Annotated in this window: 22 protein-coding genes and 1 other RNA gene; 10 read left to right on the forward strand and 13 right to left on the reverse strand. The window is 64.9% G+C overall.

What is annotated here, in order from left to right; translation table 11 throughout:
- Positions 1 to 972 (forward strand): alpha/beta fold hydrolase, encoded by a 972-nt coding sequence (locus tag MNBBLIKP_RS12600; RefSeq protein WP_254913036.1) that lies wholly within the window; start codon positions 1 to 3, stop codon positions 970 to 972.
- A 243-nt stretch (positions 973 to 1,215) separates the two neighbouring features.
- Here MNBBLIKP_RS12600 and MNBBLIKP_RS12605 read toward each other — a convergent pair whose 3' ends face one another.
- The 3 genes from MNBBLIKP_RS12605 to MNBBLIKP_RS12615 are packed head-to-tail and all read right to left on the reverse strand — an operon-like array spanning position 1,216 to position 3,998.
- Complete coding sequence (locus MNBBLIKP_RS12605; RefSeq protein ID WP_176399765.1) at positions 1,216 to 2,004, reverse strand: acid phosphatase; 789 nt, start codon at positions 2,002 to 2,004, stop codon at positions 1,216 to 1,218.
- A gap of 12 nt (positions 2,005 to 2,016) precedes the next feature.
- Positions 2,017 to 2,661 (reverse strand): nuclear transport factor 2 family protein, encoded by a 645-nt coding sequence (locus tag MNBBLIKP_RS12610; RefSeq protein ID WP_088310615.1) that lies wholly within the window; start codon positions 2,659 to 2,661, stop codon positions 2,017 to 2,019.
- The gene (locus tag MNBBLIKP_RS12615; RefSeq protein ID WP_088310616.1) at positions 2,661 to 3,998 is read right to left on the reverse strand and encodes a DUF1254 domain-containing protein; all 1,338 of its coding nucleotides are present in this window, start codon (positions 3,996 to 3,998) and stop codon (positions 2,661 to 2,663) included. The genes MNBBLIKP_RS12610 and MNBBLIKP_RS12615 overlap by 1 nt, the downstream gene beginning before the upstream one ends.
- 148 nt (positions 3,999 to 4,146) lie before the next feature.
- Here MNBBLIKP_RS12615 and MNBBLIKP_RS12620 point away from each other — a divergent pair, with 148 nt between their 5' ends.
- The 8 genes from MNBBLIKP_RS12620 (at position 4,147) to MNBBLIKP_RS12655 (ending at position 14,513) form a co-directional block, all read left to right on the forward strand.
- Positions 4,147 to 6,507, forward strand: coding sequence for a TonB-dependent receptor (locus tag MNBBLIKP_RS12620; RefSeq protein ID WP_088310617.1), 2,361 nt, complete (start codon positions 4,147 to 4,149; stop codon positions 6,505 to 6,507).
- 22 nt (positions 6,508 to 6,529) lie between these two features.
- A complete protein-coding gene (locus tag MNBBLIKP_RS12625) occupies positions 6,530 to 7,273 on the forward strand; it encodes an SDR family NAD(P)-dependent oxidoreductase (protein ID WP_088310618.1) in 744 nt (247 codons plus the stop codon).
- Positions 7,274 to 7,647: 374 nt separating this feature from the next.
- Entirely contained in the window at positions 7,648 to 10,095 is a 2,448-nt protein-coding gene (gene hrpB / locus MNBBLIKP_RS12630) for an ATP-dependent helicase HrpB (protein WP_088310619.1), read from the forward strand.
- Between the two features lie 605 nt (positions 10,096 to 10,700).
- Positions 10,701 to 10,979: an ETC complex I subunit gene (locus tag MNBBLIKP_RS12635; RefSeq protein WP_088310620.1), complete on the forward strand. Its 279-nt coding sequence runs from the start codon at positions 10,701 to 10,703 to the stop codon at positions 10,977 to 10,979.
- 4 nt (positions 10,980 to 10,983) lie between these two features.
- Positions 10,984 to 11,973, forward strand: coding sequence for a hypothetical protein (locus tag MNBBLIKP_RS12640; RefSeq protein WP_088310621.1), 990 nt, complete (start codon positions 10,984 to 10,986; stop codon positions 11,971 to 11,973).
- 187 nt (positions 11,974 to 12,160) lie between these two features.
- An RNA gene (gene ffs, locus MNBBLIKP_RS12645) (signal recognition particle sRNA small type) lies at positions 12,161 to 12,256 on the forward strand.
- Between the two features lie 125 nt (positions 12,257 to 12,381).
- Positions 12,382 to 14,178: a DNA polymerase III subunit gamma/tau gene (locus tag MNBBLIKP_RS12650; protein ID WP_088310622.1), complete on the forward strand. Its 1,797-nt coding sequence runs from the start codon at positions 12,382 to 12,384 to the stop codon at positions 14,176 to 14,178.
- Positions 14,175 to 14,513, forward strand: a complete 339-nt coding sequence (locus tag MNBBLIKP_RS12655; protein ID WP_088310623.1) for a YbaB/EbfC family nucleoid-associated protein — start codon at positions 14,175 to 14,177, stop codon at positions 14,511 to 14,513. Before MNBBLIKP_RS12650 ends, MNBBLIKP_RS12655 begins: the two co-directional genes overlap by 4 nt.
- 15 nt (positions 14,514 to 14,528) lie before the next feature.
- On the opposite strand, the gene MNBBLIKP_RS12660 is transcribed toward MNBBLIKP_RS12655, so the two are convergent.
- The gene (locus MNBBLIKP_RS12660) at positions 14,529 to 16,400 is read right to left on the reverse strand and encodes a CshA/CshB family fibrillar adhesin-related protein (protein WP_254913037.1); all 1,872 of its coding nucleotides are present in this window, start codon (positions 16,398 to 16,400) and stop codon (positions 14,529 to 14,531) included.
- Between the two features lie 247 nt (positions 16,401 to 16,647).
- On the opposite strand from MNBBLIKP_RS12660, the gene MNBBLIKP_RS12665 reads away from it, so the two are divergent.
- The gene (locus tag MNBBLIKP_RS12665) at positions 16,648 to 17,058 is read left to right on the forward strand and encodes a hypothetical protein (RefSeq protein ID WP_140420600.1); all 411 of its coding nucleotides are present in this window, start codon (positions 16,648 to 16,650) and stop codon (positions 17,056 to 17,058) included.
- 24 nt (positions 17,059 to 17,082) lie between these two features.
- Here the strand turns inward: MNBBLIKP_RS12665 and MNBBLIKP_RS12670 are convergent, their stop codons facing one another.
- The 9 genes from MNBBLIKP_RS12670 to dmpG form a co-directional block, all read right to left on the reverse strand.
- Positions 17,083 to 18,351 carry a Xaa-Pro dipeptidase gene (locus MNBBLIKP_RS12670; RefSeq protein ID WP_088310917.1) on the reverse strand — a complete coding sequence of 423 codons (1,269 nt, stop codon included), beginning with the start codon at positions 18,349 to 18,351 and terminating at the stop codon, positions 17,083 to 17,085.
- A 47-nt stretch (positions 18,352 to 18,398) separates the two neighbouring features.
- The gene (locus tag MNBBLIKP_RS12675; RefSeq protein ID WP_088310625.1) at positions 18,399 to 19,610 is read right to left on the reverse strand and encodes an MFS transporter; all 1,212 of its coding nucleotides are present in this window, start codon (positions 19,608 to 19,610) and stop codon (positions 18,399 to 18,401) included.
- 63 nt (positions 19,611 to 19,673) lie between these two features.
- The gene (locus tag MNBBLIKP_RS12680) at positions 19,674 to 20,126 is read right to left on the reverse strand and encodes a nuclear transport factor 2 family protein (RefSeq protein ID WP_088310626.1); all 453 of its coding nucleotides are present in this window, start codon (positions 20,124 to 20,126) and stop codon (positions 19,674 to 19,676) included.
- Positions 20,113 to 20,634 (reverse strand): SRPBCC domain-containing protein, encoded by a 522-nt coding sequence (locus MNBBLIKP_RS12685; protein ID WP_088310627.1) that lies wholly within the window; start codon positions 20,632 to 20,634, stop codon positions 20,113 to 20,115. Before MNBBLIKP_RS12685 ends, MNBBLIKP_RS12680 begins: the two co-directional genes overlap by 14 nt.
- Positions 20,627 to 21,715 (reverse strand): DUF1214 domain-containing protein, encoded by a 1,089-nt coding sequence (locus MNBBLIKP_RS12690; RefSeq protein WP_088310628.1) that lies wholly within the window; start codon positions 21,713 to 21,715, stop codon positions 20,627 to 20,629. Before MNBBLIKP_RS12690 ends, MNBBLIKP_RS12685 begins: the two co-directional genes overlap by 8 nt.
- Positions 21,715 to 22,485 (reverse strand): SDR family oxidoreductase, encoded by a 771-nt coding sequence (locus MNBBLIKP_RS12695; RefSeq protein ID WP_088310629.1) that lies wholly within the window; start codon positions 22,483 to 22,485, stop codon positions 21,715 to 21,717. Before MNBBLIKP_RS12695 ends, MNBBLIKP_RS12690 begins: the two co-directional genes overlap by 1 nt.
- 16 nt (positions 22,486 to 22,501) lie before the next feature.
- Positions 22,502 to 23,665 carry a sulfotransferase family protein gene (locus MNBBLIKP_RS12700; protein WP_088310630.1) on the reverse strand — a complete coding sequence of 388 codons (1,164 nt, stop codon included), beginning with the start codon at positions 23,663 to 23,665 and terminating at the stop codon, positions 22,502 to 22,504.
- 4 nt (positions 23,666 to 23,669) lie between these two features.
- Positions 23,670 to 25,130, reverse strand: coding sequence for an FAD-dependent oxidoreductase (locus tag MNBBLIKP_RS12705; protein ID WP_088310631.1), 1,461 nt, complete (start codon positions 25,128 to 25,130; stop codon positions 23,670 to 23,672).
- Entirely contained in the window at positions 25,123 to 26,160 is a 1,038-nt protein-coding gene (gene dmpG / locus MNBBLIKP_RS12710) for a 4-hydroxy-2-oxovalerate aldolase (protein WP_088310632.1), read from the reverse strand. Before dmpG ends, MNBBLIKP_RS12705 begins: the two co-directional genes overlap by 8 nt.
- Positions 26,161 to 26,272 lie beyond the last annotated feature (112 nt).

Here is a 26,272-nt window from a genome sequence, read left to right on the forward strand (position 1 = left end):
GTGGACCTGCCCGGCCTGACCCACCACACCGCCCGGATCAACGGCATCCGCACGCACTGGGTCGAGGCGGGGGAGGGCGCTCCGGTGGTGCTGTGCCACGGCTTCCCGCACACCTGGATTTCATGGCACCACCAGATCGCGGCACTGTCCGCCGCCGGTTACCGCGTGATCGCACCCGACATGCGCGGCATGGGGCAGACCGAGGGACCGCGCGAGCCCGAAGCCTATGATTGCTTCCAGACGGCGGGCGATCTGGCCGGGTTGCTCGATCATCTGGGGCTGGAACAGGCGGTGTTCGTCGGGCTAGACTTCGGCATCTTTGCAGTGATCGACCTTGCGCATTTGCACCCCGAGCGGGTGCGGGCGATCATCGCGCTGGAAAACCCGTTCTATGCCGACCGCGCCGACATCACTCCGCTGGCCGAAGCGGCGGACTGGGCGAAAAGTCACTTCGTCCACATTGACTATTTCCGCACCCCCGGTGTGGCTGACGCGGCGCTGAATGCCGAGCCACGCAAGTTCCTGGAGCGGGTCTATTACGCGCTGTCGGGCGAATACCGCTATCTCAACGTCTGGGAACATCCGCCGGGCACGCCCTATATCGAGGCCCTGCCCGAAGCGCCGCCGCTGCCGTGGTCGTGGCTGACAACAGAAGTGATGGACGCCATCGTCGCCGACTACGAGAAATCCGGCTTCACCGGCGGGCTCAACTGGTACCGGGCAATGGACCTGCGCTGGCACCAGCGCGCCGCATGGCGCGGGCACAAGACCACGCAGCCCTATTTCTTCATCGGCAGCGACCGCGATGTCGATCTCGAAGCCTGGCACGGCGATGACCCGCTTGCCGCGATCCACGACTACCACGGGGCCGTGCGGCGGATCGCCATGGTGCCCAAGGCCGGGCACATGATGCAGATGGAAGCGCCGGGGCCGGTAAATAAGCTGTTGCTGGAGTTCCTGGCGGAGCTTTAGCACTCGTGGTCTGACTGAAGCGATCCTCCCCCTTTGGGGGAGGTGGCTCGCGCAGCGAGACGGAGGGNCCCCAAAGGGGGAGGTGGCTCGCGCAGCGAGACGGAGGGGGGCTGACAAGCAAAGCCGTGGGTCGCGGCTGCACGCTGCCGCGCGCCATCTGTTGCGCCCCTTCCACCATCCTGCGGATGGTTCCCCTCCCCCAGAGGGGGAGGATCCTATAAGTCTTGATTATGCAATTGGCGGTCAGCCCCCCGCCAGCGCCGCCGCCTCCGCAGCACAATCGCGTGACGGGGCCTGACGCGGCTTGGCCAGTTCATCGCGCGCGGCTTGCAGATCCGCCTGATAGGCAGGTTCGCTTTGCAGACGGGCGAACACAGCGGCGGCGATTACGCGGCCTTCCTCGACATCGGCTTGCCAGTGGACGTTGCAGAACCGGCGGCTTTCGCCATAGGCCCGCCCGCGCGCCATCACTTGCGTGGCGCGGTCCGGGACCAGCTGGGCCAGGACCATGCCCCAGCCGAACCCGATCGCGCTGTGGCCCGAAGGGTAGGATCCGTCCGCCGCCAACGGCTTGGCTGCTTCGGGCGTGCAGATCGGCTGTTTGTTCAGTTCAAACGGACGGTCGCGGCTGTAAAGCTTTTTGGCCTTGCTGGTGGCCAGTCCGAAATCGACGATTGAACGCCGCAGCAGCTTGTCCAGCGCGGGGGTGGCGGCGGGCGAGATTTCGAACCCGGCAGCGCAGCTCAAAGCCCCGGTGGCCTTGGCACTGAACAGATCGGCGTCGCTGGTCGCAACATCCCAGCGCGGCTTGCCATGCTGCGCCAGAGCCAGCTTGCTCGCGGCCTTGTCACGCGCTTCGGCACCACTTTTCGCAGCGGGGGCGGGCGGGATCAGTGCGGCACTATCGGGCGCGTTTTCGGCGGAGATATAGCCGGGGGGAAACTTGAACACCGGCTTGGCCGGTTCTTCCGCCAGCACTGCCATGCTGACCGCGCCCAGTGCCGCCAGCCCGATCCATCCCATCCGCGTCATCTGCATCTCCCGTCAGTCTGCCCGCACCTTTACCTTGGGGGCAGCAGCACCGCGTCGCATGGTTTCCAGGTATTTGTCCAGCGGCGCTGGTTCCGCCACCGGCCCGCCATGATCGCCCTCGCGCGCCCAGTATTCGGCGTAGCTGGGGAACAGTTTGTGGAAATTGCCTTCTGCCCAGTCCGTTCCCGGCCAGCGCATCTTGTTGTCACCAATCGGCGGCTGGTTGAGATCGGTGGCGTACCAGTACAGCGGCAAACGTCGCGCGAAGAACCAACGCCCGTCGGTTCTGACATAGTCATCGACATACATCATCTGCATGATCACCCATTCATCGCCGGTCTCATGCTCGTTCTTGGAATAGACCACGCCGTGGGCATGATCGGGATCGTCGAATTCGATCACATGTCCGCCGATGTGGTGCGACGTGCCGGTGAAGGGCGAACGCAGTGTGCGGTCCATGTAGGCGCGCAGGGCGAGCCGGCCCGAGGCGTCCTTGCCCACCCGCACGTCCGCCGGGAACAGGCTGACCATCGCGTCCATATCGCGCATGTCGAGCGCGAGGGCATATTTGGCCGGGAGCTGCCGGATCGCATCGAGCGATTCCAGCCGGTCGATCCGGGCCAGAAGAGCAGCATCTGGCAGGGCGGCATCAGTCATCAATCGATCCTTTCGACCGGAGGCAGGGCATAGCTGCCGTCGAGTGCAGCGGCATGGGGCAGGTACAGCCGGGCGACAAGCGTGAAGCCGCTCGCCGGGACCGGCAGCCAGTTGGAGGTGCCCGCACGCGGGCGGGTGTTTGACAGGGTCAGGCTGAGCGATCCGTCTGCGGCGAACTTCAGCCCCTTGGTGCGGTCACCAATGGTGTAGCGGTGGATCGCGTTTTCGCTCAGCTGCACCCCTTGCGCGGTATAGGCGGTGATTGACCAGAAGGCGCTAACCGGGGGCAGCTGACCCTTGGCAAAGCGGATCCGATAGCGCTTGCTGCCGGTCAGCCACTGGCCCGTGCTGTCTTTGATTGCCGCCGGATAAATCGATTCCTCGCGCGCGTTGACATAGCCGCCGCGCGCGGCCTCGGCTCGCAGCAGGAAATCGTCGCCCGGGTTGTCCATCGCGCGGGACAACAGCCAGCCGTTGGTGGTCTGGCTGGGGCGGAACCCCTGGGCTTTCAGCACTTCTGGCCCGATCCGCAGCGCACAGGACAGGCCGAGCTTTTGCGCGGGGCTCAGCTGGTCCGGATCGAACCGGGCCGTTGGACCGAAACCGGCGCGGTCAAACTGGGCCATCAGGGCGGTCTCGCCGGGCGTGGCCGGAACGCTGTGCAGCGCCTGATTGAGGAGGGTGAAAAAGGCCAGACTGTCAAACGGCTGCAGCGGCGCGGCATCGCTCACCGGCTCGCCCGCTGCGCCCTGCATCAGAATCGAACGCGCGATCCGCTGGGCTGCAGCCTCGTCGCCGGGGTCGCTTACCAACACGCGGCCGAGCATCCAGGCAGTGTCGGTCGGCACATGGAACGCGGTATAACCGGGCGGCACTTCGCCACCCGACGGGCCGACCAGCGCATACTTCGTCGCCTTGCCACCGTTGGTGCGGGTGCCAAGATGATGCGGCTTGCCGTAGAGGTCCATGAAGGCCAGCGTGTAATAGCGCGCGCCCAGCGCTGGCACATCCAGCAGCACGGGACCGTGCGACAGATCGAGCCAGGCGTTGAGGTACAGTGTGTCGGAATTGGGCGCGCGCAACTGGCCTTGCGTCGCCGGGGTCAGCAGGTGCGGATAGACCGCGATCTGATTGACTGGCGCGACCACTGGTTGATCGGCCCGGGTCCGGTGGGTTTCGTTGAAGCGCTGCTTCAGCAGGTCGACCATGGGGAAGCCATAGATATAGCCCTGCAGGCCCATGCTCTGCGCCAAAGCGGCGGTGGGATCGGTGGCGGCTGTCTGACATTCGCTGGCCGTGGGCAACGCCGCAGCAGCTGCCAGTGCAATCGTTAGCATCGCCCCCCTTTCGCGTAATTTGTCTTGATTTGAGCTACGCTATCCAATTTTCAATTGTATCGCAACATGGGTTCGCGTAAATGATTGGCATCACGGTTACGCAAATCTGGCCGACAAAGGCTGGATCACCACTCTGGGAGGAGAGGATATGACCCGACTGCTTGCATCCACCGCGCTGGCTTCGCTTGGCGCACTGATCGCGGCCCCGGCCCTGGCGCAGGACGCCGCTGCAAATAGCGACAATTCCGGGATCGGTGAAATCGTGGTGACCGCGCAAAAACGCGCGGAAAACATCCAGGACGTGCCGATCGCGATTTCGGCGGTGGGCAGCAAGTTTCTCGAATCGCGCGGGATCACCTCGATCGACGGGCTCGGTTCGGTTTCTCCCAACGTGAAGATCGAACGTGCGCCTTCGAACAAGACCGCGGCGCAGATTTCGATCCGCGGTTCGGTGACGATCAATCCGGCGATCACCTGGGAACCGGCAGTGGGGCTCTATCTTGACGGGGTCTATGTCGCCAAGGTTCAGGGTTCGATCTTTGACATTGCCGATCTGGAGCGGGTCGAAGTGCTGCGCGGGCCGCAGGGGACGCTCTATGGCCGCAATGCGCTGGCCGGGGCGATCAACCTGGTGACCAAGAAGCCCAGCGGCGAACTGCACGCCAGCGGCGAAGTCAGCTATGGCAATTACGATTTCTGGCGCGCCAAGGCGGTGCTCGATCTGCCCGCAATCGGCCCGCTCTCAGTCAAACTCTCGGGCCAGCTGACCAAGCGTGACGGGTTCGTGAAGATCACCCCCAACCCCTATCCCGCCGCTTTCCTCGCTCTGCCCAATTCGGTCACCTCGACCAACGATGTCGACGGGCAGAGCTTTATGGCGCAGGTCCGGCTGAAGCCGGAAGGGCCGCTGACGATTGATTATACCTTCGATTACAGCCGCAACCGTCAGAAGCCGGACTTTGCCCAGCTCTATTCGGTACTGGGCAACAATCCGGCATCGTTCAACGATCTGTGGACCGATCCGGCGATCCTGGCCGCGATTGCGCCGCTGGGGCTCTATGCCAGCAAGACCCGCCAGACCACCGGCAGTGTCAACGCCAGCCCGTTGTATGAATATTCCCGTTCGATGGGCCATGCGCTGACGATCGGGCTAGATCTCGGTAATGTGACTCTGAAGTCGATCACCGCCTACCGCAAGCTCAAGTGGGAAGACTCGCTCGATCTCGATGGCTCGCCACTTGATGTGGCCTTTACCCAGCGCCTGTCGGATTTCCGGGCCTGGAGCCAGGAATTGCAGGCCACCGGTTCGGCGATGGATGACAAGCTGAAGTACGTCCTCGGCGGGTTCTACTACAACGAAAAGGCGGAAACGTTGGGGCCGCAGTTCTTCTTCGGGTTCCTCAATCAGGTTGCGGCGCCCGGCGCGGCGGTGCTGCAATCGGACTATGGCGGGCACACCAAGGCCTATGCCGCCTATGCCCAGATCGATTACCAGCTGGCCGATCCGCTGACCCTGACCCTGGGCGGACGCTATACCCACGAAAAGAAGGACATTCGCCGCTTCTTCGGGGTGGGCAAGCCGGTGATCCCGCTGTTCAACCTGCCCTATGGCGGCGCGCCCGATGCGACCTTCAACAAGTTCACCCCGGCGGTGACGCTGGCCTATGAAGCATCACCTGACGTCAATCTCTATGCCCGCTGGGCGCGTGGCTACAAGTCGGGCGGGTTCAATGGGGAAACCGACGTTTCGGGCCTGATCGGCAGCCCGTTCTCGTGCTCTACCGCGCCGGGCAAGGCGAGCGAGCTGTGCAATCCCTATCGGCCCGAGCTGGTTGACAGCTATGAAGTCGGGATCAAGGCCCGGCTCGCCGATGGCAAGGTGATCCTCAACCTCGCGGGCTTCTGGGACGAGCACAAGGACATCCAGCTTTCGGTCTTCACCGCCAAGGGAGCCGCCGCTTCCGAAGTGCGCAATGCGGCCAAGGCGCGGATCCAGGGGCTGGAGCTGGAAACCGTGCTCAAGCCGATCCCGGCGCTGACCATCAACGGTTCGATTGCGGTGCTTGACGCCAAGTACAAGAGCTACCTTGATGGCGGCGTCGATGTGTCCAACAACCGGGCCTTCCCGCATACGCCCAAGTTCACCGCCAACCTGGGGGTCAACTGGGATGTCGTGACCGGCGATTGGGGCAAGTTCAGCCTGATCGGCGATCTCAACCACGTGGGCAAGTACTACACCTTCCCCTATGCGCTGGTCGGTGATCCCTACACCACCCAGGTCGCGGCCACCACGCAGTCCAAGGGCCGCACCATCATAAACCTGCGCGCGGCGCTGGCGGATGTTTCGGTGGGCGGGGCGAAGTTCGATATTGCGGCCTGGGTCAAGAATGTGACCAAGGAAAGCAATGCCCAGAACTTCATCGATTTCGGCCCCGGTTTTGGTGGGCTGACCCTGGCCTATTTCCCCGATCCCCGGACCTATGGTCTGACGATCGGCTTCAAGTACTGATTGCAGGCAGGGAGAAACAGTGATGCGCCGATTTGAAGGCAAGAACGTCCTCGTCACCGGGGCGGCATCGGGGATCGGGCGGGCGACCGCGATCCGCTTTGCGGCTGAGGGGGCCAAGGTCACCATCGGCGATATCAACGCGGTCGGCCTTTCCGAAACCGCTGCGATGATGGCCAGCCCCCCGCGTGTGCAGCCGTTTGACGCCAGCGATTTTGCCAGTTGCAAAGCGCTGGTCGATGCGGCGGCGGCGGACGGGCTGGACGTGGTCTGCAACGTCTCGGGCATGCTCAAATGGGGGCCGAGCCAGGATTTCAGCCTCGATGACTTCGAACGCATTCTGAAGATCAACACCACCAGCGTCTTCGCGATGTGCCAGGCGGCCTATCCGCATCTGGTCAAAAGCAAGGGCTGCATTGTCAACACCGCCTCTACCGCAGCGCTTCAGGGCATCGCCTATACCATCGCCTATTCGGCATCGAAGCATGGCGTGGCGGCGATTACCAAGGGGCTGGCGGTGGAATGGGCCAGCAAGGGCATCCGCATCAATGCGATCTGTCCGGGCCACGTCAACACGCCGATGGGCAATGCCCCGCCGCCGCCGGGGGATGTCGACTGGGCGCTGGTGATGCGCAACGCGCCCAAGCTGACCGAGGGCATGTGCGAGCCGGAACATATTGCCGGGCTGTTCGCCTATCTGGCGAGTGACGAGGCTTGCAAGATCACTGGTTCACTGTTCACGATGGATGGTGGTCAATTGGCCGGTTGAGGGCGTTTTTCTGTGCCCCAAACTGCGCTGACTAGCATTGAAAAACAACGATATTCCTTGAGTTAGTTGATAAAACACATCCTCGCGGCGAGTTTTCGCGCCGCGAGATGTTTTTTGCCTGCCCCTGTGCCGGGGCCGTGCGAATCCAACAATGTCAAAGAGCGGCGGCGAGTCTGACATTCCGGCGCGATGTAGGAAAATGGTTTTCCGAGGGTGCGCGATTGGCCGCTCCGTCAACGCTTTGCACTGCTACCGCCCCATTTGCGCTTTGCAAGAATGGAGCGGGATTGCCGGACAGCCAAATCCCCCGCCATTCCTGAATTCACACGCGAAGCACGTGACGGAGGGATAATCCCTGCGCTAGAGCCAAAGGCGTGACCGAACCGCTGCCGATCCACGCCGTCCTGCCAGACCTGCTTGCCGCCCTGCGCGCAGGCAGCGGCGCGGTGCTGATTGCGCCGCCGGGGGCAGGCAAGACCACGGCGGTCGCGCCCGCGCTGCTGGATCAGCCATGGTGCAGCGGCAGCGTAATCGTGCTCAGCCCGCGCCGGGTAGCGGCGCGCGCGGCGGCAGAGCGGATGGCTGAACAGGTGGGCGAACCCTGCGGCGAGAGCATCGGCTATCTCACCCGGCTTGACAGCAAGCGATCAGCCCGCACCCGCGTACTGGTGATGACCGAGGCGATTTTCGTCGCGACTATCGCCAGCGATCCCGAACTGGCGGGCACCAGCGCCGTGCTGTTTGACGAGGCGCACGAACGCCATCTCGACAGCGATCTGGGCCTCGCGCTCGCCATCGAAAGCCAGCAGGTGCTGCGCCCCGACCTGCGGCTGGTGGTGATGAGCGCGACGATTGACGGCACCCGCTTTGCCAGCCTGCTGGGGGATGCGCCGGTGATCGAAAGCGCGGGCAAGGCCCACCCGCTGACACTGCGCTGGCTGGGCGCGCGGCCTGACCTGAGAATCGAGGACGCGATGACCAGCGCGGTGCTGACCGCCTGGCGCGAGGAACAGGGCGACGTGCTGGCTTTCCTGCCCGGCGTGGGCGAGATTGAGCGCGTGCGCGAACGGCTGGCGGAAAAGCTGCCTGCTGCATTGGTCCTGCCGCTCCACGGGCAATGCGAACCCCAGGCCCAGCGCACGGCGATCCGGCGTGACCCGCAAGGGCGGCGACGGATCGTGCTGGCCACGGCGATTGCCGAAACCTCGCTCACGCTGGATGGCGTGTCGGTGGTGGTCGATGCCGGGCTGTCGCGCCGGGCGGAGTTTGACAAGGCCGCCGGGGTGACGCGCCTCGTCACCCACCGCGCCAGTCAGGCCGCCGCTGCCCAGCGCGCGGGCCGCGCGGCGCGGCAGGGGCCGGGCGTGGCTTACCGGTTGTGGGAAGAGGCGGCGCATCCGGGCCGCGCGCCGTTCGATCCGCCGGAAATGCTGACCAGCGATCTGGCCCCGCTGCTGCTGACGCTGGCCGGATGGGGCGCGGGTGATCCCGCCGCGCTGCCCTGGCTCGATCCGCCGCCCGGTGCAGCATTGGCTGCAGCAAAGGTGCTGCTGCAGGCGCTCGGTGCGCTGGACGCAGCGGGCCGGATTACCGATCATGGGCGTGCCGTGGCCAGACTGCCGATGGACCCGCGGCCTGCGCACATGCTGCTCTATGCTGCGCAGCATGGGGCACAAGCGGATGCAGCAAAATTGGCCCTGCTGCTGCAGGAACGCGCCCTGGGCGGGCGCGGAGATGATCTGGCCGCACGGCTCGATCGGTGGAATTCGGATCGTTCCGGGCGGGCGGAAGCGTCGCGCAAATTGGCGGAGCGGTGGGCGCGGGCGGCTGACGGACTGGTGCAGCGGCGCGACACGGACCATCCTCCGCTCGCAATCCTGCTTTCCGAAGCCTTCCCGGACAACTTGTCCCGCCGCCGCTCGGCATCGGGTGAGGAATGGCTCGCCGCCGGGGGCAGGGGGCTGCGGCTTGATCCCGCCAGCCCGCTGGTCCGCGCCGAATGGCTGGCGGTGGGTGAAGCGCAGGGCGAGGCCAAGGGCGCGCGGATCACCGGGGCGATTGCCCTGACCGAGGGTGAGATCACCCGCTGGCTCGCGCACCGGATCGAACGGCGCTCCACCTTGCGCTGGGTGGCGGACGAACGCCGGGTAGAGGCTTTGCTCGAACGCCGGATCGGCGCGGTCACGCTGGCGCGCGGCCCCGATCCCGCGCCCGATCCGCAGGCGCTGCGGCTGTTCCTGTGCGAACGGGTGCGCGGCGATGGGCTGGACTTGCTGCCATTCTCGCCCGCCAGCCACGCCCTGCTGCGGCGTGCGCGCTATGCCGGGGTCGCGGCGCTGGCGGATCAGGCGCTGCTGGACGATTTGGAACAGTGGCTGGCCCCGCTGCTCGAACGCCGGATCGATGCACTGCCACCGGGAAAACTGCACGAAGCCCTGCGCGCGCGGCTGGACTATGCTGCGCAAGCCCAGCTCGACAAGCTGGCCCCGCCGCAGTTCACCAGCCCGGCGGGAACCAGCCATGCGATCGATTATGACGATCCCGGCGGGCCATCGGTGGAACTGCGGGTGCAGGCACTGTTCGGGCTGGAACGCCACCCCATGTTCGGCCAGCCGCCGCAACCCTTACTGCTCAAGCTGACCGACCCGGGCGGCAAACCGCTCCAGACCACGCGCGATCTGCCCGGCTTCTGGCGCGGATCGTGGCGCGATGTGGTGAAGGACATGAAGGGCCGCTATCCCAAACACCGCTGGCCGGATGAGCCCTGGCGGGAGGACCCCAGCCTGAAAACCAAGAATGCGTTTGAGCGGGGGCGGCGGTGACGGCAAGGGCGGAATAGTTCACGCAGAGACGCAGAGAAGAAAGGGGAGACGCAGAGGGTTCTGGCCGCGCCGCAGGCTCTCTTCCCTTTGCCTTGCGCTTGGCGCTGACAGGGGAGTTACACGCGGCTTCGCCGCCAGCGCTACAGCCTCTGCTCCTCTTTGCTTCCTCTGCGCCTCTGCGTGAACCATTCAGAGCCCGCCGCACCAGCAGGCATTTTTTGGCCAGGCCCTGCTTGGCCAATGGAGCCAGAATGCGCTCGAACTGGGCGCAGTGGAGGCAAGGGGGGAATAGTTCACGCAGAGACGCAGAGGAAGAAAAGAGGCGCAGAGGGGTAGCGCTGGCGGCGCAGCCGCATTTCTTCTCCAGCACCGCGCGAAACGGATGGTCGGGAGTGTAAGCGGCGCCTGCGGCGCGGAGCAACATCTTCGCGCCTCCCTTTCTTCCTCTGCGCCTCTGCGTGAACTAATCTGATCTATCATGTGCCAGAACGTCCGCGGAGGTGGACGAACTGCGCGAACTATCCCGGCATCGCCGCACCAGCAGGCAGGGCACAAGCCCACAACCCCCCTTGATTCCCGCGCCGTTTCGCCCGAAAGCGCGAGGCATGACCGCACGTATCTATCAGCGCCCGAAAAACGCCATGCAGTCCGGCAAGGCACTGCTTGGCCAGTGGATCCTCGAATTCGCGCCGTCAGAGGCGCGCACGGCGGACCCGTTGATGGGCTGGACCGGTTCGGGTGATACCCAAAGCCAGGTCACGCTGAAGTTCGATTCGGCTGAAGATGCGCAGGCCTATGCCGACAAATACGGTATCGCTGCCGAAGTGCACGCCGTGCCCCCGCGCCGGTTGAAGCTGCAAAGCTACGCTGACAATTTCCGGTAAGCTGATGCGGACCGCTCTGGCGGCGCTGGTTCTGGCCGGGGCTGCGATGCCCCAGGTCGCTTGGGCTAATCCGGCCCCGGCTGCGCCAGACATTGCCGCTCTCTGCCCGGTGGGCGGCCCGGCGGGGCTGGCCTTTGGCGTGGAGCGCAAGGGGCAGGATGCGGCGGCCTTGCGCGCTTTGGAAAGCGACGGCCCGCTGGGTGAGGGTGAGGCGCAGTTCACCGCCTGGTCGGATCAGCTTTACGCGGTTGAATGGCGCAAGCCGAGCCCGGACGACGCGATCAATCAAGCGTGGCGCGAAAGTGTGGACGCGGCGCTGTTGGCCGCTGGCTGGCGTCCGGTGGATCATCGCAAGCTGAAATCATCTTCGGCGATGGACCAGACGATGGTCGAAAAGACTGTGGGCAACCGCACTCTGGTCATCGAATACGATACGTCGGGAATCCAGATGTTGCGTTGCGGCGATCTGGCCCTGATGGAAATCGATGCGCGCGAACGCGATGGTGATCTGCTGCCGGGCAGCCCGCGTCCGGTTCCGCCAGCCGCACCGGTGGCTCCATTCACTTTGCCGGACCCGGCGATCTGCGCGCGGCCTGATCTGGTCGCGGCTTTTTCCAGTACCAAATCTTCCCGCGAAATCGGCCCTCTGCTCGAACGCCATTTTGATCTGCGCGATCCGGTGGGAGATCAGGAAGAGTTTGAAAGCCGCCTGAAGACCTGGCTGGAATGGAAGCTGCGCACCGCAGGCGGGCTCAGCATGGAGCAGATCTGGAACCTGACTGAGCCGCCACCGGGAGTGGATGAACTGGAAGAATCGCTGGGTTCAATCAATCTGATGATCGAAGCCGAAGCGGCCAAGGACGGCAGGAAATTGTGCCAGGCGGGCCTGGCCATGTTCGGTTCGCTGCAACGCGATATGGCACAGCGCGCTGCGGCCAATCATCGGATCAACGCCGCGCTGGACGGCGAGCTGCGTCGGCTCAAGCTGGACTGAAAGCGGGAAAGAGGCGGGCGCGTCGATTGCCTGGGTCGCGCTGTGAAGCAACCGGCGACGCCCGCCTCACCCATCCCTGGGTAGGGAAGGGCTGGATGAATCGCCTGAAAGACGAGTCGAGGGGTTGAATAGACCGATTCGCCGCCAACAGACTTGCGCAAACGCGACAAGCTCGCCATAGGCCCGCGCGGGAGTCGGTCGGACGCTTGCCTCCGCCAACCTGGTCAGGTCCGGAAGGAAGCAGCCACAACGGAATAGCGGCGGGTCGGCCGGCTCCTTTCCTTCGTTTTGAAAATTTGGGGCATACCGGCCTGCGCGTGCCGGAGCGCTGCGCTCGTGGCTGAGGAAATTGGACCCGGGCTGAAAGGGCTTCGACAAGCGGCCTCGGACCTCCTAACTTGGGACGCAATGAACGATTCCCCCGACATCTATGGCGATGAGCCCGAGGACGACGACGGCCCCAGCGCGGCTGAGCTGGAAGCGGCGGGGCAGGAATCGATGTTTGGCGGGGCGCCTGCCGCGCCGGAACCCGCACCCGCGCCGCCGCCTGTGGCCTCCGCTGCTCCGGCCCAGCCGTACCGCGTGCTGGCGCGCAAGTACCGGTCGCAGACTTTTGCCGAGCTGATCGGGCAGGACGCGATGGTCCAGACGCTGGCCAATGCGATCCGGCGGGACCGGCTGGCCCATGCCTTTTTGATGACCGGCATTCGCGGGGTCGGCAAAACCTCTACCGCGCGGCTGATTGCCAAGGCGCTCAACTGCGTCGGGCCGGACGGGCAGGGCGGGCCGACGATCGATCCTTGCGGCCAGTGCGAACCGTGCCGCGCGATTGCCGAGGGCCGCCATATCGACGTGATCGAAATGGACGCCGCCAGCCATACCGGCGTGGACGACGTGCGCGAGATTATCGAGGCGGTGCGCTATGCCGCCGTTTCGGCGCGCTACAAGATCTACATCATCGACGAAGTTCACATGCTGTCGCGCAATGCTTTCAACGCCTTGCTCAAGACGCTTGAGGAACCGCCCGCGCATGTGAAGTTCCTGTTCGCGACGACCGAGGTGGATAAGCTGCCGGTCACGGTGCTCAGCCGCTGCCAGCGGTTTGACTTGCGGCGGATTCCGGCGGCGCTGCTGTCGGATCACTTTGCCGCGATCTGCGAAAAGGAAGGCGTTACGGCCGAGTCCGAGGCGCTGTCGATGATTGCCGCCGCTGCCGAAGGATCGGTGCGCGATGGCCTGTCGATCCTCGATCAGGCGATTGCCCATGCGGACCTTGGCGGCGATGGCCGGGTTTCGGCGGCGCAAGTGCGTGAAATGCTGGGGCTGGCGGACAAGTCGGTCCAGCGCCGCCTGTTCGCCGCCGTGCTGGCCGGGGACGGGGCCGGGCTGCTGGAACTGATCGACCACCAGTTTGCGCTGGGGGTGGAGCCGCTGGCCTTGCTGCGCGGGGCGATGGAACTGACGCACCGCGTCACCGTTGCCCAGCTGGGCAAGGGCGATGACAGCGCGATCGCGCCGGAGGAAAAGGCCGCGATTGAGGACTGGGCCAAGGGCCTGACCCCGGGCCAGCTGCACCGGCTGTGGCAATTGCTGCTGAAAGGCCATGACGAGGTCCGAAGCGCGCCCGATCCGCTGGTCGCGGCCAGGATGGCGCTGCTGCGCGTGCTCCACGCCGCCGACATGCCCGATCCCGGCGCGCTGGTGAAAAAGCTGGAAGAGCTGGCGGCGCAGGGCGGGGCAGCCTTTGCCGCGCCTGCGGGCGGAACCCCCGCCTCAGCACCAGCCGCCATGGCTCCGCCGCCGCTGGCGCAGGACTGGAAAGCGCTGATCGAACGGGTTGACCAGTCGGGCCAGCTGCGCGTGGCGCAATTGATGCACGATTGGGTGCGGGTGATCGATCTGAAGCCGGGCGAACTGTTCTATGCCGTGGCCCCCGGCTTTACCGGGGACATGGGCGCAGAGCTGCGCGATGCCTTGCTGCGCGCCACGGGCGAACGCTGGCAGGTAACCCGCGGCGAAGGCGATGGCCGCCCGACCCTGCGCGAAGAGGCTGAAGCGGCGAAAGGCGAGGCCAAGGCCGCGCTGCTCCGCTCGCCATTGGTCGAAGCCACTTTCGCGGCCTTTCCGGGGGCCGAACTGCTTGATGAACAGGCCGAAGCCCAGCTTAGCGGGCGCGATGGCCAAAGCTGGAGAAACCGCGCGTGAAGTCGATGGAAGAGATGATCAAGGCCGCCCAGGCTGCCGCCGAGACCATCCAGAAGCAGATGACCGAAAGCCAGTCCAAGCTCGACGGGATCGAGGTTGAGGGCAAGGCCGGCGGCGGCCTCGTCACCATCCGCGCCACCGCCAAGGGGCGGATCGTGGGCGTGGCGATTGATGACAGCCTGCTGGTCCCTGCGGACAAAGGCATCCTCGAAGACCTGATCGCCGCCGCCTTCAACGATGCCCGCGCCAAGGCGGATGATGTTGCCGGGCAGGAAATGGCCCGGATGCAGCAGGGCATGGGCCTGCCGCCGGGGTTCAAACTGCCGGGGATGTAGCCGCAGTCCGCCCGCTCAGTTGATCCGCGAATTGAAGCTGATGCTGAAGCTGGGCGGGGTGCCGGTGGATCCCGCCATGGTTCCCTTGGGATTGATGCAGATATACCGCACCGCGCTGTCATAGGCGCCGGTGGGGGAATAGGTGCAGGCCGCGAACGAGGCAGGCGCCGTCGCCGCGTTCGAATAGCGAATGTCGGTGGCGCTGTTGAACGTCAGCGAGGAACTGACGCTGCCCTGGGTGAAAGTCGGCGAAGCCGCCGTGCCGACCGCGATCTGCGCCGGCAGGCTATCGATCAGCACAACCGAATTGCTGTCGACCGGCGATGGTCCGGTGTTCGCCACGCTGAGCATGTAATTGACCACGGCCCCCGGGATCAGTTTCGGGTTGGCCGTGCCATTGACCGGATCCGATACCGGGAAAGACAGCTTGGTCACGCTTAGCGATGCGTTGGTCCCGCGCTTGGTGTTGGTGATCGTGCAGCGGATGACATCGCCCATCCGGGGCGTGATCGTGCCGCTGGTCACGGCCCCGCCGGGCAGGGTGGTGGTCGAAGCCGTCCAGCTGTTGGTGCAGCTCATCGCGGGGATATATTGCGTCAGACTGGTGGCACCCGCCCCGGCCTCGCCCAGGCGATAGGCGGTTGCGGCGTTGACCTGAAGCAGCGCAGTTGAACCCGTGGCAATCGTTGAGCCGGAGCCGGTGGTGGTCGTGCTGGACAGCGTGGTGGTGCCCTGCGCGATCGACATCACGAACTGGTCAGAGGCATATTGCCGCCCGGTCGAACCCAGCGCCTTGGTCAGTTGCAGATGCGGATAGGGCGTGTTGGTGAACAGGCATTGCACGTTGTCGCCAAATTGCAGCGTGCCAAAGTTGTATGCGGTGGTCACCACATTCGTGGGCAGCGCTGTGCTGGACACGGCGGAATTGGTGCAGCTCAGCTTTGACTGGTACTGGCCAAGCCCGCTGGAACTGCCGCTGGCCATGGCCTGCGTCAGGGTCAGCGGCAGCGCCGAACTGCTCGACAAGGCGGCCGCAGTGAAGGGGCCAAGCCCGGTGCCGGTCGAAGTGCCGCTGGCCAGCACGCTGCCGCTGCTGGTTGCCTTGATGTCGAATTTGAACTGATCGGCGGCCTGTACACGCGCTCCGGCGATCTGCAGGTTGAGCCGGATCGAAGCAAAGCGAACCGCAAACATCGCCCCTTGCAGGCCGCTGCCAACCAAAGTGCTGGTCACGGCGGTGGGGGTGGCCGAACCGAAGATATAGGCACCCACTGTCCCGCCGACCCCGGTGGTGGTCACGGTCGAAGTGCCAACCCCGGCGATGGTGGGATAGGTCGATCCGCTGGTTGGCCCGACCTGATCAAGCTGGACCCAGTTGGCACCGTTGGTCTGGAACGTCAGCGATTCCCCGCCGTTCGAACTTTCCGCATCGCCCGCCACGAACATATAGGATGTGATCGCGCTGGAACCTGATGGCGGGGTCAGCGTGATGCCGGTGATCTGCACTGTCGTGGTGCCTGCTGCGGTCTGGTACAGCACCGGGCGCCCGGCAATTCCCAGGAATGCGGTATTGCCCACCGCCGCCCCGCTCCACGAAGGCGATGCCGCACCGGTGACAGCGGCCCCGGAAACTTTCATGTTGAAAGTCATGGTCGTGCCATCGGGCAGGGTATAGCTGAAGTTCTGGCCGCTGCCCGAACGGGCGGTACTGTCGCTGTATCCGCTCAGGTCGAGCCAGCAATAGGTCTGCCAGTTGGCAGGCCCGGTGGCCCCTTGCGAAGTTGCATAGTTGCAATTGGCGGCCGCTGCCGGGGCGGCAAAGGCCAGCGCCGCCAGCAAGGCGGCCAGCACAGCCAGCAATTTCTTGAACGAAGGGATCAATTTCACAGTCGGGCAGCCTCGCCCGCAGCGATAGGGAAATTGCCTTATGATTCAGTTAAATGTCAGGTAACCCTACTTTTTCCAGGTGAAGCGGCCTTGCCGTACCGCTGCGATCCGAACCGAATGCACCTGCCTTTCTGGCAAGCGGCCTAGCGCAAGCCGCGGCATTCGGGTGCCGGAACGTGACAATTGCACACTTGCACGGGCCGCGATTTCGCGCAGCATCTGCCTGACTGACCACTGGAGACATGCGATGCCCAAAGCAGCAAAAAGCGACAAGATTTTCTTCCCGCGCTATTTCGGGGAAGGCACTGCTAGCGGCCGCGAATTCAGTTTCGATCAGGACGTGGAAGGCGGCGGCAAATTTCTCGCTTTCGGACCGACCAGCGTCAGGATTGAAGTCAAAGGACGGCACCCGCGTTCGACCGGGCAGTTCGAAGGGACGATTACCTTGCGGGCGACGAGCAAGAGTGCGGAGCTTGACGGCATCATGAACGGTCAAGTCGTCAACTATCGCGGCAAGTGCGAGGTGCGCGGGGACCGGCTGCTGGCGGACTTCGCGCACACCGTTCACTGCTTTTTTGAACGCAGCCACGCTCATCCAGACCGCACGGACTGCAGCTATAACAGCTCGAAAACCTCACTCGTCCTCAAATCCGGGTGAAGACCGGGGTGGGGGGTGCTAGCCTTACCGCACCACCACGCCGCCTTTCATCACGTGGTCGATCCGTTCCAGCGCCGAAATATCGGCCAGCGGATCGGCCCGCACCGCGATCATATCCGCCCAGTGGCCGGGGCTGAGCGCGCCGACTTCGTTGTTCCTGCCCAGCATCTGCGCCGCAACCGTGGTGGCAGACTGGATCGCCTGCAGCGGCGTCATCCCAAAGCGGACCATATATTTGAACTGCCGCGCGTTGAGCCCGTGGGGATAGACCCCGGCATCGGTGCCAAAGGCGATCCGGACCCCGGCCTTGACCGCTTTGGCAAAGCCCTGGCGCTGGGCTTCGGTGGTATCGTCGTTCTTGCGCAGGATGTCGGCCGGCCAGCCGTCGCGCTTGCCCACTTCGGCAATGAAATCACCGTTGTAGATATCCATCGAAAGATAGGCACCTTTGGCCTTGGCCAGCTGGATGCCTGCATCGTCGATCAGGCTGGCATGCTCGATCCCGCGCACACCGCCGCGCAGGGCGGCCTTGATCCCCTCTGCACCGTGGGCATGGGCAGTAACCCATGATCCCCGCGCGGCAGCGGCCTGCACGGCGGCGCGGATTTCCTCCTCGCTCATTTCCTGTGCGCCGGGTTCGGTCCCTTGCGCCAGCACTGCGCCGGTCGCGATCAGCTTGATCGAATCCGCGCCGTTCTGCAGCAGATAGTTGACCTTCTGCGTCACTTCCGCCGGGCCGCTCGCCACCCCGGCGCGGAAGCTGGCGGGTACGGCGATGTCGGGGGACAGCCCGGTCACTTCGCCCCCGCCGCCCGGCACGGTGACATAGGCGCCGACCGCCGCGATCCGGGGGCCCGGCACATCGCCGCGGGCGACCGCATCGCGCAGCGCAACATTGGCAAAGGCGCGGAACGAGCCAACATCGTGAACCGTGGTGAACCCTGCCAGCAGCGTCTTGCGGGCATGGCCCGCGCCGCGCAGCGCAATATCCGCCTCGCTGTGCAGCAGGGGCTCTGCCACATTGGCGCTCTGCTCCACATCGGCCAGATGGACGTGCATGTCGATCAGACCAGGCAACACGGTATAGGCCGACCAGTCCACCACTTCAGCGCCCGGCGGGGGCGGGGCCCAGGGGGTTACGGCGGCAACCTTGCCTGCCTCCACGCGCAGCATCCGGTCGGTCAGCACTTGGCCGGTTTCGGGATCGATCAGCCGCCCGGCATGGACATAGACCGGATCGGCAAAGGCCGGGGCGGCAAAAGCGAGGGCGATAAGGGGCAGGGCGCGCAGCATGGCGGCGATGGTGCCGCGAAGCGCGGGCCGGTGCAAGGGCGCGCGGTTCAGCGCGCGCTGCTGCGCAAGGTTCGCCACAGGATCACGATTGCCACGCTCAGCAAAGCGAATGACAGCACATAGGGTGCACCGGGCAGATAGAGCCCCGTCCTGTCCGAAAAGCGCGCGAAGATCTGGGTCATCAGGACCGGCCCGATGATCGATGTCAGGCTGACTGTGCTGGCGATCGCGCCTTGCAGTTCGCCTTGCGCATCGCGCTGGGTCCGCGCCGTCATCAGCGCCTGCAGCGCAGGGAAAGTCATGCCCGTCGCCGCGCCGACCACAATCGCCGCCAGCACCGTCGCGGTCGATCCGGCAAATGCCAGCAGCGCATAGGATGGCAGCCCGAGCAGCAGCGACCAGCGCGCCGTTTGCACTGCGCCGTACCGTGCGATTGCCTTGCCGGTCAGCATGGCCTGAAACAGCCCCAGCATGAAGCCGTACAGCGCAACGGTCAGCCCGCTGATTGCCGGGGTCCAGCCGAACCGCAATTCGCCCCAATAGGCCCAGATCGAAAACTGCGCCTGGGCGGACAGCTGCATGAAGAAGACCACCACCAGGCATTTCAGCACGAACGGCGTGCGCGCCATCTGCAGGATCGAACCGAGCGGATTGGCCCGGCGTGGGTCAAACTGGCGGCGGCGATCGGGCGGCAGCGTTTCCTTCAGCAGGAACAGGCCCAGCAGCGACCCGATCAATGCCAGCGCACCGGCGCACAGGAACGGCACGCGCGTGCCATATTCGCCCGCCAGCCCGCCTACCACCGGCCCCAGCAGGAACCCTGCCGCCCCCGCGCCGCCCAGCATGCCAAAGGCACCGCCGCGATTATCGTCTTCGATCATGTCGGCCACGCAGCTGTTCGCCGCTGCCCAGGTTGCACCCATCAATCCGGACAGCAGACGCCCGGCAAACAGCCAGCCCAGAGTGGGGGCTGCGGCCATCACCAGATAGTCGATCCCCAGCAGGAACAGGGTGACCAGCAGCACCGGCCGCCGCCCGAACCGGTCGCTCAGTCCGCCGATCACCGGTGCGAACAGGAATTGCATCGCGGCATAGCTGAACAGCAGCAGCCCGCCGAATTCCGCGGCCTGGCCCAGCCCGGAATGCGTGATCTCTCCGATCAGGCGCGGCATGACCGGCAGGATCAATCCCACCCCCAGCGAATCGATGAATACGATCAACGCGACAACCGCCAGCGTTGCCTTTTTCTCCCCATCCATGTTGTCAGGATGACATGCGGCTGGGCCTGTGTCGCGTGGAAAGTATTGATTGGCCGGGAAATGCTACCGCGCCAGCAGCGCCCGCGCCGCTGCGTCACCCTGCAACAGGGCATTTTCGCGCAGTGTTACCTGCCACCCATGCGAACCGCGCGTCAGTTGCCAGCGGTTGGCGGAAACGCGGTGGACTTCAAACGCCTGCCCGGTCCAGCGCAGCACCACCGAATGCCCGCGCGCCGTGGCTGCATCGCCGCTCAGCTCGATCGCCACCGGGCCGAGCAGGTGGGCGCAGCCATCGGCGAGCAATTGCTGGTGGACCGGGCCGGAAATCAGCCCGGCAATCGCATCGCGCCCTGCCGCATCGGCAAAGCCTTGCACGGCATAGCTGCCGTCTTTTGCCCACAAGCCTGCCACCCCATCCGCATCGCCGCTGTCGGCCAGCGGGCCATAGCGGGCGATCAGATCGCGGATCGCCTCGCGGTCTTCCAGCGCTTGCAGGCGGGCCTCAAGCGGCGGCATGCAGCGCTTCGGCGCGGGCTTTCAGCGCAATGCCGCTGTCGTCGAAGGCACGCTTGATCCACGGGCCGGCAAAGCGGAACACGTGGATGCCGTTGGCGCCCAGGAAGGCGTCGGTGCTGTAATAGCGGCAACTGGCAGGGCCCGTCGCCTCGATCACCTGATCGCGCCGCGCGGGGTAGGGCCAGAAATCGAGGTTGGGGAATTCCCAGCTGAGCAGCTTTTCCGGTTCAAACCCGCAGATGTATTCCAGGTTCGGCACGGTCGGTCCGCCCGCGGTGGCATAGCTGATCAAGGTCATCTCGATCGCCGCCCCCATTTCCAGCGTGGAGACGGCGCGGATGCAGAACGGGTTCCATTCGTTGTAGCGCGGCAGATCGGTCAGCACTTGCCAGACCACGCTGGCCGGGGCGTTGATCTCCACCGTTTCGCTGCGGGTGACGGCATCGGGATCGAAACCCATTACGGGGTCTTCGGCGAGGGTCTTTGCGGCCTTCATCCAGTCAAGCATGGGTTTCCTCCAATTCCGCCAGTTTCATCACGCGGGCGTTCGGCAGTGGATGCTCGCTCGCTCCGGCCCAGCGCAGCAGGGCAGTGCCTTCGCGGTGGTCGCAGGTGTCGATCCAGTTGCCGACTCCCGGATCGCGCGCGGCGCAGATGATCCGCAGCGATCCGTCCGGTTCCAGCCGCGCGGAATGCTTGTTCACGGTGATCTGCCGGAACCGGTAGTCCAGGCTTTCCATCCACCAATTGTCGAGCTGGAAGTTCCAGTAATAGCAGTCCGGCGGTGTCACTTCGATCACCCAGGCTTCGTCCGGGGCCAACTGCCAATAGGCATGGGCGTAATAGATGTCCTTGGCCCCGCCGCCTTTCTGGAACATCGCTTGGTCGATGTCGGGGAACTGGTTGGGGTGCTGCCGGAACAGCCGGGTCCAGTCGGCAAAGGTCTGGGCGACGCCGTTCACGAACTGCGCCGATGCCGCCAGACCCGCGCTGAGCCGCTCCGCGCTGAGCGGGGCGGGGACCGCCGGGCCGCCGATCCGCTCGATGTGAAACTCCCCGCCGCGTTCGGTGGCGCGGTCCAGTGCGGACTGGCGGATGATGATCACGCTGGCGTCGGGTTCCAGCTTGAGCCAGTTCTTGCCAGGTTGGGGGGTGCAGCTGGCGATGATTTCCACTACGCCGTCCGGGCCCCATGCGATCTCATCGCTCATCAGGCTGCCGGTGGCATGAGCGCTGCCATCGATGTGATAGCGCATCGCGTTGGCGACGATCGAGAAATAGAACATCGACCCGCGCCGCCCGGTGATGCGGTAATCGTTGCTGCCCGAAATCGAGGCGTTCCAGTATTCATTGTCCGGGTTATCCGCGCCGATTTTCCCGGTCTCGTGGCTCAGTTGGTAGAAGAACGGAAAGTCCGGATCGCTGGCTTCGACATACTGTTCCAGCGCCAGTTTGCTGAGCCGGGCGAGGTAGCGGAAGCCCTCGGTGCGGATCAGTGGATCGGCGGGAACGTCCTCGGCCAGGATCACTGCACCCGCATCGGCGAGCCTGGCGCAGTAATCGCGCCATGCCTGCGCGGGATCGGTCATCACGCCGCGACCCAATCGCCGCCGTTGACGTCGAGCATCGCGCCGGTGACCTCGCTGGCATAGTCCGACAGCAGGAAATAGACCGCCTTGGCGCAGTCCTTGTCGGGCGGGATGTGGCCCACCGGCACTTCGCTCGCGCGCTGTTTACGGAATGCCTCGCCCGCTTCACCCTGCGAGGCAAAGAACTGGTCGAGCGGCACGCCGTCCATCCAGCCCATCAGTGCGGTGTTGGCGCGGATGCCGGTTCCGGCCAGTTCCACCGCCAGCTGGCGGGTCAGCTGATTGATCGCGCCCTTGGCCATGGCATAGCCGCCTTCACCGGGCATCGGCTTGCGCGTGGCGAGGGTGGAGATGTTGACGATTGAGCCGCTGCCTTGCGCTTTCATTTGCGGCACCACCGCCTTGGCCATGCGCAGCCCGCCAACCGCGATCACATCGAGCGCCATCAGCACCTGATCGATCGAATGGTCGATGATGCTGCCCCAGTCGGGGTGGTAATAGGCGGAATGGACCATGCCGTCGATCCGGCCCCATTTGGCGATCGCGGCCTGGGCGAGGGCGTTGCACTGATCGTCCTTCGACACATCGCAAGGCACGGCAATCGCCTGTCCGCCCGCCGCGTTGATCTCTGCGGCCAGCGCGTTGATCGCATCGACTGAACGCGCGGAGACAACCACTTTCGCCCCTTCTGCCGCCGCGCCCCGGCACATCGCCTGGCCCATGCCGGGGCCTGCACCGGTGATGATGACTACCTTGTCTTTCAGGATCATGGCGCGCTCTCCTCAATTATTTTGTGAGATATGTGTCGTGGTAAAAGGCAAAATCCGCCGCGATTCCCTCGGGCGTCAGGCCGAACGCATCGGCGCTGTATTTGTGGCGCGGACGGGCGTCGCGGACATTGCCCGCCACGCATTCTTCCAGCGCGGCATGGGTCGCGGCATCGGTGGTGAGGCCAAGCTGGCTGAGGATCCGCTCAGCCGTGCCAACGGGATCGCTGACCGTGTCTTCATAGCGCACGTCGATGATCTGCCCCGTGGGGAGCTGACCGCGCAGCACTTCCAGCCGCTCCAGCCCCACGCGGAACCGCCTGCTCCAGTGCGCGCCCTCGGTCTCCTTGCGGTAGGTGGTCGAACTGCCGACCGAGAGCGAGGCACACATCGAACAATAGCTGGGCAGCACTTGCCCGACATGGCGGTGAGTCATCACCAGTTTGACCTGCGGCCATACGGACAGCAGGCCGCCGATCCCGCCCATCAGATGATGCGGAGTCTTGAACACCCATGGCCGCCGCGCCTCACCCTGCGCCACGCGCTGGTGCTGGATCGCCTGCATGAAGCGATAGAGATCGCGGAACGCCGGGGCGTGATCCTGATCGGCCTGCCAGTAGCCATATTCGTGGATCGGCATCATCGAATCGTAAGTGGTGGACAGGAACGTGCGGTCCAGCAGCACGACTTCCTCGTTCACCGCCATCGCGTCCATCGGGTCGATCGATTCAAAATCCGGCCATTCGGTCAGCAGCCAATCGACCATCGCCTTGGCTGCTTCCTGCCGGGGCGTAGGGTCATTCGCTGCCTCACCGGGGAAAGGCAGGGGAAAGGCGCTTTCCCACCACCACAGTGCGGTCAGCCGCGGGACGGCGGAGAGCAGGCGGTGGACCATGGTCGAACCTGTGCGCGGCAGGCCGATGATCGCGCAGGCGAGTTGCACTTGTTCGTCAGCGGCTTCGGGGTGGTCCTTGAAGTATTGCACCAGCTTGAGCCGGTCGCTGAGCGCCGACTGGATGCGGACCCCGGCGGAGCTTTCGGGCGAGACGAGGCCAGCATGCTGGTTGACCTCTGCCACCAGCTTGCCAAGCGGGGCCAGGAACCACGGATCGCCAAAATCGGCCAGCCCGGTCTCCGCCTTGGCCTGTTCCATCAAGGTCTGCGGATCGAGCTGGGTGGTCATCGCGTTACCCTTGTGCAGCCGTGCGGCCTGCCTGCCGCCCGAAGAAGGTGCAATCGGCCAGGCTCATGCCCGATGAATAGCCGTGCCCCCAGGCGGGCAGCCCGCTGGTGCAGCGCCCGGCGGCATAGAGCCCCGGCACCGGATGCCCGGCGCGGTCCAGCACTTCGGCCTGGGTGCTGGTGCGCAGCCCGCCGAGGGTGAAGAAGCTGAAATAGCTGGTCTCGAAATTGAGTTCGAGCGCCACGAACGGCCCCTGATCCAGCGGCTTCAGGATCGGTTCGCGCTTGCCGAACAGCGGATCGCGGCCTTCCCTGGCGTGGGCGTTGTAGAACGCCATGGTCGCGCTGAGCGTGCCTGCGGGCATGCCCAGTTCGCCTTCAACCTCTTCCCAGGTGTCGCCGGTGCCGGCGATGGTCATGCGGGCAAAGTCCATCGGCTGGACGAAATTGGCATTGTCGAGCAGCAGATAGACCTTGCCGCCGCCCTGATCGACCGCACAGCGGCTGACCCGGCCGTGATAGCAGTCCTCATTGATGAAGCGCTGGCCTTGCACGTTCACGAATACGCCGTTGGCGTGGCTTTCGGGCATGGTCCAGGGGCAGGTGGTGAAGAACTGCTCCATGTGGATCGCCTCGCCCCCCGCGCCCAGGCCCAGCATGATCCCGCTGCCATCGTCCTTGTCACCGATCGGATCGTTGAGCTTGAACGTTTCAGGGCAGTACTTGCGCCGCATGTCTTCGTTGAACACGAAGCCACCGGTGGCCAGCACCACGCCCTTCTTTGCCTCAACGAAGCGGTTGATATTGTCGATCCGCACCACCGCGCCAACGATCCGGCCGTGCTGTTCGACCAGCGCGACGGCGCGGGCATCGACCACCACTTCGACGCCCTTGGCCTTGGCGCTGGCTTCGAGGATGTCGACCAGCGGACGCCCGCCGCCCCAGCCCATATGCTGGAGCACGTGGCCGCGCGGGGCGGGTTTGGCCGCATCGCAAAACGGCGCGGCGGCTTCGCTGCCCGACCAGATCAGGGTGCTGTCATCGGTCGGCTCGATATGTTTGCCTGGCAGGTAATTGCCGCGATAGGGCACGCCCTGTGCCTTCAGCCAAGCGAAGTGGTTCAGCGCCTCCTTGGCATAGAGCTCGCACTTGGCCTCATCCGCGCAGGGACCACCCGCCATTTTCAGGTACGTCGCGAAGTCCTCGGTCGAATCCTCGAACCCCGCCGCGCGCTGCACTTCAGTGCCGCCATCCCCGCCGATGTAGATTTCCCCGCCGGACAGGCCAGAGGCCCCGCCGCTGCCCGAATTGCGTTCGAACAGGATTACCTTGGCTCCGGCCTCCGCCGCCTCGATCGCCGCGCAGGCCCCGGCTGCGCCAAAGCCGATCACGGCGACATCGCAGGTATAGTCCCACGCCTTCACTGCGCTGGCGGGGAGAGGTTTGTGGAGGGATATTTCAGCCATTGCGAGCCTTCAGAATATCAAGCGCAACATCGACGATCATGTCTTCCTGCCCGCCCACCATCTTGCGGCGGCCCAGTTCAACCAGGATCGCACGGGTATCGAGGCCATAGGTTTCGGCGGCCTTTTCCGCGTGACGCAGGAAGCTGGAATAGACCCCGGCATAGCCCAGGCTGAGCGTTTCGCGGTCCACCCGCACGGGGCGGTCCTGCAAGGGCCGGACAAGGTCTTCGGCGGCGTCCATCAGCAGGTTGACGTCGCAGCCGTGGTTCCAGCCCTTCCGGTCGGCAGCGGCGACGAACACTTCCAGCGGAGCATTGCCTGCGCCCGCGCCCATGCCGGTCAGGCTGGCGTCGATCCGCACCGCACCGCATTGCGCCGCGACAATCGAATTGGCCACGCCGAGCGAAAGGTTGTGGTGCGCGTGCATTCCGCGCTGGGTTTCGGGCTTGAGCACCCGGTCATAAGCCTCAAACCGCGCCCGCACCCCGTCCATGTCGAGCGCGCCGCCAGAGTCGGTGACATAGACGCAATGCGCGCCGTAGCTTTCCATCAGCAGGGCTTGGCTCGCGAGCTGTTCAGGCTCGATCATGTGGCTCATCATCAGAAAGCCCGAGACGTCCATGCCCAGATCGCGGGCGATACCGATGTGCTGCTTGCTTACGTCAGCCTCGGTGCAATGCGTCGCCACGCGGACCGAGCGCACGCCGATGTCATAGGCGCGGCGCAGTTCTTCAACCGTGCCCAGACCCGGAAGGATCAGGGTGGTCAGCACGCATTTGTCGAGCACCGCGGCAACCGCCTCGAGCCACTCCCAATCGGTGTGCGCGCCAAAGCCATAGTTGAAGCTGGTGCCGGACAAGCCGTCGCCATGCGCCACTTCGATTGCATCAACCCCGGCAGCCTCGATTGCGGCGGCAATCGCCTGAACGTGATCGAGCCCGTACATGTGCCGGATCGCGTGCATCCCGTCGCGCAGGGTGACGTCCTGAATATAGAGCTTGTCGCCCGCGTTGACATCGAACTTGCTCATGCGGATTTCCCGTGTTCGGTGGCGAAAGCCCCCTCCTCTTCAGAGGAGGGGGTTGGGGGTGGTGTGGTTCCTGCAATGTGGTCGCATGGGGCCACCACCCCCCGACCCCCTC

The sequence above is a fragment of the Novosphingobium sp. B 225 genome, assembly GCF_002198665.1.
GTDB lineage: Bacteria > Pseudomonadota > Alphaproteobacteria > Sphingomonadales > Sphingomonadaceae > Novosphingobium.

Bases quoted from the DNA above. Each gene is read 5' to 3' on its own strand.
- MNBBLIKP_RS12620 (WP_088310617.1), top strand. From the start codon at position 4,147: ATGACCCGACTGCTTGCATCCACCGCGCTGGCTTCGCTTGGCGCACTG.
- MNBBLIKP_RS12690 (WP_088310628.1), bottom strand. From the start codon at position 21,715: ATGACCGATCCCGCGCAGGCATGGCGCGATTACTGCGCCAGGCTCGCC.
- MNBBLIKP_RS12650 (WP_088310622.1), top strand. From the start codon at position 12,382: ATGAACGATTCCCCCGACATCTATGGCGATGAGCCCGAGGACGACGAC.
- MNBBLIKP_RS12695 (WP_088310629.1), bottom strand. From the start codon at position 22,485: ATGATCCTGAAAGACAAGGTAGTCATCATCACCGGTGCAGGCCCCGGC.
- MNBBLIKP_RS12665 (WP_140420600.1), top strand. From the start codon at position 16,648: ATGCCCAAAGCAGCAAAAAGCGACAAGATTTTCTTCCCGCGCTATTTC.
- MNBBLIKP_RS12705 (WP_088310631.1), bottom strand. From the start codon at position 25,130: ATGGCTGAAATATCCCTCCACAAACCTCTCCCCGCCAGCGCAGTGAAG.
- MNBBLIKP_RS12700 (WP_088310630.1), bottom strand. From the start codon at position 23,665: ATGACCACCCAGCTCGATCCGCAGACCTTGATGGAACAGGCCAAGGCG.
- MNBBLIKP_RS12605 (WP_176399765.1), bottom strand. From the start codon at position 2,004: ATGACGCGGATGGGATGGATCGGGCTGGCGGCACTGGGCGCGGTCAGC.
- MNBBLIKP_RS12685 (WP_088310627.1), bottom strand. From the start codon at position 20,634: ATGCTTGACTGGATGAAGGCCGCAAAGACCCTCGCCGAAGACCCCGTA.
- MNBBLIKP_RS12640 (WP_088310621.1), top strand. From the start codon at position 10,984: ATGCGGACCGCTCTGGCGGCGCTGGTTCTGGCCGGGGCTGCGATGCCC.
- MNBBLIKP_RS12610 (WP_088310615.1), bottom strand. From the start codon at position 2,661: ATGACTGATGCCGCCCTGCCAGATGCTGCTCTTCTGGCCCGGATCGAC.
- MNBBLIKP_RS12675 (WP_088310625.1), bottom strand. From the start codon at position 19,610: ATGGATGGGGAGAAAAAGGCAACGCTGGCGGTTGTCGCGTTGATCGTA.
- MNBBLIKP_RS12680 (WP_088310626.1), bottom strand. From the start codon at position 20,126: ATGCCGCCGCTTGAGGCCCGCCTGCAAGCGCTGGAAGACCGCGAGGCG.
- MNBBLIKP_RS12635 (WP_088310620.1), top strand. From the start codon at position 10,701: ATGACCGCACGTATCTATCAGCGCCCGAAAAACGCCATGCAGTCCGGC.
- MNBBLIKP_RS12625 (WP_088310618.1), top strand. From the start codon at position 6,530: ATGCGCCGATTTGAAGGCAAGAACGTCCTCGTCACCGGGGCGGCATCG.
- MNBBLIKP_RS12670 (WP_088310917.1), bottom strand. From the start codon at position 18,351: ATGCTGCGCGCCCTGCCCCTTATCGCCCTCGCTTTTGCCGCCCCGGCC.
- dmpG (WP_088310632.1), bottom strand. From the start codon at position 26,160: ATGAGCAAGTTCGATGTCAACGCGGGCGACAAGCTCTATATTCAGGAC.
- MNBBLIKP_RS12615 (WP_088310616.1), bottom strand. From the start codon at position 3,998: ATGCTAACGATTGCACTGGCAGCTGCTGCGGCGTTGCCCACGGCCAGC.